3 protein-coding genes, 1 tRNA gene and 1 pseudogene are annotated in these 3,652 nt (G+C 48.1%); 4 read left to right on the top strand and 1 reads right to left on the bottom strand.

Features of this window, described 5'->3' with window-relative positions:
• On the bottom strand, positions 1-731 hold a 731-nt coding region (locus ACI32D_RS00995; protein ID WP_439774808.1), incomplete at its 3' end, for a Na+/H+ antiporter NhaC family protein.
• A 541-nt stretch (positions 732-1,272) separates the two neighbouring features.
• Between ACI32D_RS00995 and ACI32D_RS00990 the strand changes: the two genes are divergently transcribed.
• The 4 genes and pseudogenes from ACI32D_RS00990 to ACI32D_RS00975 form a co-directional block, all read left to right on the top strand.
• Positions 1,273-1,360: transfer RNA gene (locus tag ACI32D_RS00990), tRNA-Ser, on the top strand.
• A 269-nt stretch (positions 1,361-1,629) separates the two neighbouring features.
• Positions 1,630-2,634, top strand: coding sequence for a PTS sugar transporter subunit IIB (locus tag ACI32D_RS00985; RefSeq protein WP_439774807.1), 1,005 nt, complete (start codon positions 1,630-1,632; stop codon positions 2,632-2,634).
• Between the two features lie 18 nt (positions 2,635-2,652).
• Positions 2,653-3,465: a PTS mannose/fructose/sorbose transporter subunit IIC gene (locus ACI32D_RS00980; protein WP_439774806.1), complete on the top strand. Its 813-nt coding sequence runs from the start codon at positions 2,653-2,655 to the stop codon at positions 3,463-3,465.
• 28 nt (positions 3,466-3,493) lie between these two features.
• Positions 3,494-3,652, top strand: a pseudogene (locus tag ACI32D_RS00975) (PTS system mannose/fructose/sorbose family transporter subunit IID); the annotation flags it as partial.

Here is a 3,652-nt window from a genome sequence, read left to right as displayed (position 1 = left end):
AACATCAAGATGATCGGCAAAGCTGCCCAGAAGGAGACTGAGAAGTGCTGGCGGAGGCTGCTTTCTACAGCCGCGATGCCGGCTAAGGAAGTTGCCTTATTGCTCTGGCCCAGGAAGAAGAAAAAGAGCAAAGAGCCGATAAAAGCAGGAATGGTTGACCACATCATGTTCTTGATATGGTCAAAAAGGTCGGCTTCAGCTACCGCGGAAGCCAGGTTGGTTGAGTCAGACAGAGGAGACATCTTGTCGCCAAAGACGGCACCGGAGATGATGGCCCCAGCCGTCAAAGCCGGGTTGATGCCCAAAGTGCTCCCCATCCCGAAGAGGGCGATCCCAACGGTAGACACGGTCGTAAAGCCGGACCCGATGGCCAGGCCGACCAAAGAGCAGACCAGGAAGACCGATGGAACGAAGAAATGGCTGCTGATCATGTGAAAGCCCAGGACCATCAAGGATGGAATGATCCCAGCCTGGATCCAGACAGCAATCAAGGTCCCAATTAAAAGGAAGATAAAGATCGGGACAATGGCCGTGGAAATCCCCTGGCTGATCCCCTTCATGACTTCTTCCCATTCAAAGCCGCGGATCTGCAGCCAGAAGATGAGCAAGGCGATGACGGTCAGGACCGGGATCTGCGGGGACAGGCCAAAGCCGATGACGCCCCAGCCGAGAATGACCAGCATCAAAATAAGAATAGTTACTGCTTCTTTAAAAGAGATTTGTTTGTTCATGTGTTTTTCCTTAGTTAAAATCCAGTATTACTTATTGATTGAAACCAAGGCCTGATATCGTTTCATATTTTTCCTTTCTTAAAAACAAAAAGCCCCAGCCGAGTCGGTTGACTCAGGCTGGGGCGCTTATCGGCACGGTACCACCCAACTTTGCAGCATGCTGCACTCGTTTTAGCCGTAACGGGGCTAGACCGGCCGAGCATCTTGATCCTGTAATTCGCTGCTCCAGGCCTGTCCGGTTCGCATCAACCACCGGTTTTCTGAGCGCTGAGCCTGGCTGCTACTGAATGATCACTCGAAATTCATGTTTACTACTATAACATTAAGAGCTTTATTAAGCAACGGCTTTGCTTAATTATTTTTTAAGCTAAACGAAAGAGGATAGCTAAAGATAATGAAAAATGAGATTGGCTTTCAATTGATTTGCAGAGACCCTGCTTTTGAAAATAAAAAAGCAAGAATTAGCCAGAAAGAGACAAAAAATCTGTCAAAAGGGTTTGACGGACCCGGAAAAGTTTGCTAATATTAATATACATGACTTGGAGTAGTACTCAAGTGGCTGAAGAGGCGCCCTTGCTAAGGGTGTAGGTCGGGAAACTGGCGCCAGAGTTCGAATCTCTGCTACTCCGTTATAACAGCAAATATATAAAGAAAACGACTGATTTAGCTGATCAGCCGTTTTTTCTTTCTCCAAAAAGTATTTTTCCTTCCTTAATTAAATCCGGGATTTTTTCTAAATAATTCAATTTTTAGGCCACTTTTTGCGTTATTGTAATGCATTTTCAGTTATAGAGATAAAATTAACAAAAAAGTTGAAAAAGGTTTCAAGAAAGTGCTTCACGTAAGCGCTTTTTATTGTATAATAGGAACGTACCGAAGTTTTTGAGGAGGAAATATCATGGTAGGAATTGTTTTAGCTAGCCATGGCGGTTTCGCGGACGGCATTGCCGAATCCGCGCAAATGCTCTTTGGCCCACAAGACAATTTTGCCCATGTCATTCTGAAGCCTTCTGAAGGCCCAGATGATATTAAGGGTAAGATGAATGAAGCGATTGCTTCTTTTGCAGACCAGGAAGAAGTTTTGTTCCTGGTCGACCTGTGGGGTGGCACGCCTTTCAACCAGGCCAACGGTTTGCTCGACGGTCACGACAAGTGGGCAATCGTTTCTGGTTTGAACTTGCCAATGGTAGTCGAAGCCTTGACCCAAAGAATGATCAATGACAAGGCTACCGCGCAAGACATCGCAACTGCAATCATTAAGCCAGCCAAGGATGGTATCAAGACCAAGCCTGAAAGCTTAATGCCTGCAGAAGAAAAGGCAGCTGCACCTGCAGCCGCAGCTGGCGCGCCTAAGGAAGCAATCCCAGAAGGGACTGTTTTGGGCGACGGTCACATCAAGATCGTTGGTGCCAGAATTGACTCACGTTTGTTGCACGGTCAAGTTGCAACTGGTTGGATTCCATCACTTCACCCAGACCGGGTTATCGTGGTTTCTGACAAGGTTGCCAAGGATGACCTGCGCAAGAGCATGATCCGTGAAGCTGCTCCAGCTGGTACGGTAGCACACACCGTTCCGCTGAAGAAGATGAAGGAAATCTCTGAAGACCCGCGTTTTGGTACTACGCACGCCTTCTTGTTGTTTGAAAACCCAGAAGATGCTTTGCAAACGATCAAGAACGGCGTAGACATCAAGACTTTGAACGTCGGCTCCATGTCATACAGCAAGGGCAAGGTTAACGCCAACACCGTTCTGTCCATGGACCAGACTGACGTCGACACTTTCCGTGAACTCGAAAAGATGGGCATCAAGTTCGACGTCCGCAAGGTTCCTTCAGACAACCCAGAAAACATGGATTCAATTCTGAAGAAGGCACAAAGCCTGCTCGATGAGCAAAAGAAGTAGTGGGAAAAGGAGTTAAAAATGGACTTAAATGCTATTCAAGTCATCCTGGTGATTGTGGTAGCTTTCCTGGCCGGGATGGAAGGTATCCTGGATGAATGGGAATTCCACCAACCATTGGTTGCATGTACTTTAATCGGTTTAGTTACTGGCAATCTTACCTTGGGTATTATGCTGGGCGGTTCTTTGCAAATGATCGCTTTGGGTTGGGCCAACATCGGTGCCGCTGTCGCACCTGACGCCGCTTTGGCCGCTGTTGCCTCAGCCATCATTTTGATCAAGGGTGGTCAAGGTACCAAGGGTATCGGGACTGCTACTGGTTTGGCCATCACTTTGGCCGTTGCCGGTCTGTTCCTGACTATGTTGGTCCGGACTATCTCAACTGCCATCGTTCACATCATGGACAAGCACGCCGAAGAAGGCAACTGGCGCATGATCAACGTATGGCAATGGATCGCTGTCAGCCTGCAGGGTTTGCGTATCGCCATCCCAGCAGCCTGCTTGCTGGCTATCCCTACTGAAACTGTTAGAAGCGCCTTGGCCGCTATGCCAGCCTGGCTGTCAGATGGTATGACCATCGGTGGTGGTATGGTTGTTGCCGTAGGTTACGCTATGGTTATCAACATGATGGCCAGCCGTGAAGTATGGCCATTCTTCGCCATTGGTTTCGCTTTGGCCGGCGTTAAGGACTTGACTTTGATCGCCTTGGGTGCGATTGGTTTATCCCTGGCTCTGATGTACCTTGCTCTGGAAGACAAGGTAAGCAAGGGCTCTGGCGATGCTGCCGCAGCTGGTACTGGTGACCCGCTGGGCGACATCATTGATGACTATTAGAAATCAAGCCAGAAAGGAGAGATAAATCATGACTGAAAAGAAAGTAACTTTATCAAAGCGTGATCGTTGGGACGTTATGTGGCACTCACAACTTCTGCAGGGTTCATGGAACTAAGAAAGAATGCAGAACGGTGGTTGGGCCTACAGTATGATTCCAGCTTTAAGAAAGCTGTACCCAAAGAAGGAA

This window comes from Lactobacillus sp. (assembly GCF_051873315.1).
GTDB lineage: Bacteria > Bacillota > Bacilli > Lactobacillales > Lactobacillaceae > Lactobacillus.
The sequence above is the reverse complement of the archived record's forward strand: the minus strand, read 5'-3'. Positions and strand labels throughout refer to the sequence as shown.

Coding starts and splice junctions, on each gene's coding strand:
- ACI32D_RS00980 (WP_439774806.1), top strand. CDS start 2,653: ATGGACTTAAATGCTATTCAAGTCATCCTGGTGATTGTGGTAGCTTTC.
- ACI32D_RS00985 (WP_439774807.1), top strand. CDS start 1,630: ATGGTAGGAATTGTTTTAGCTAGCCATGGCGGTTTCGCGGACGGCATT.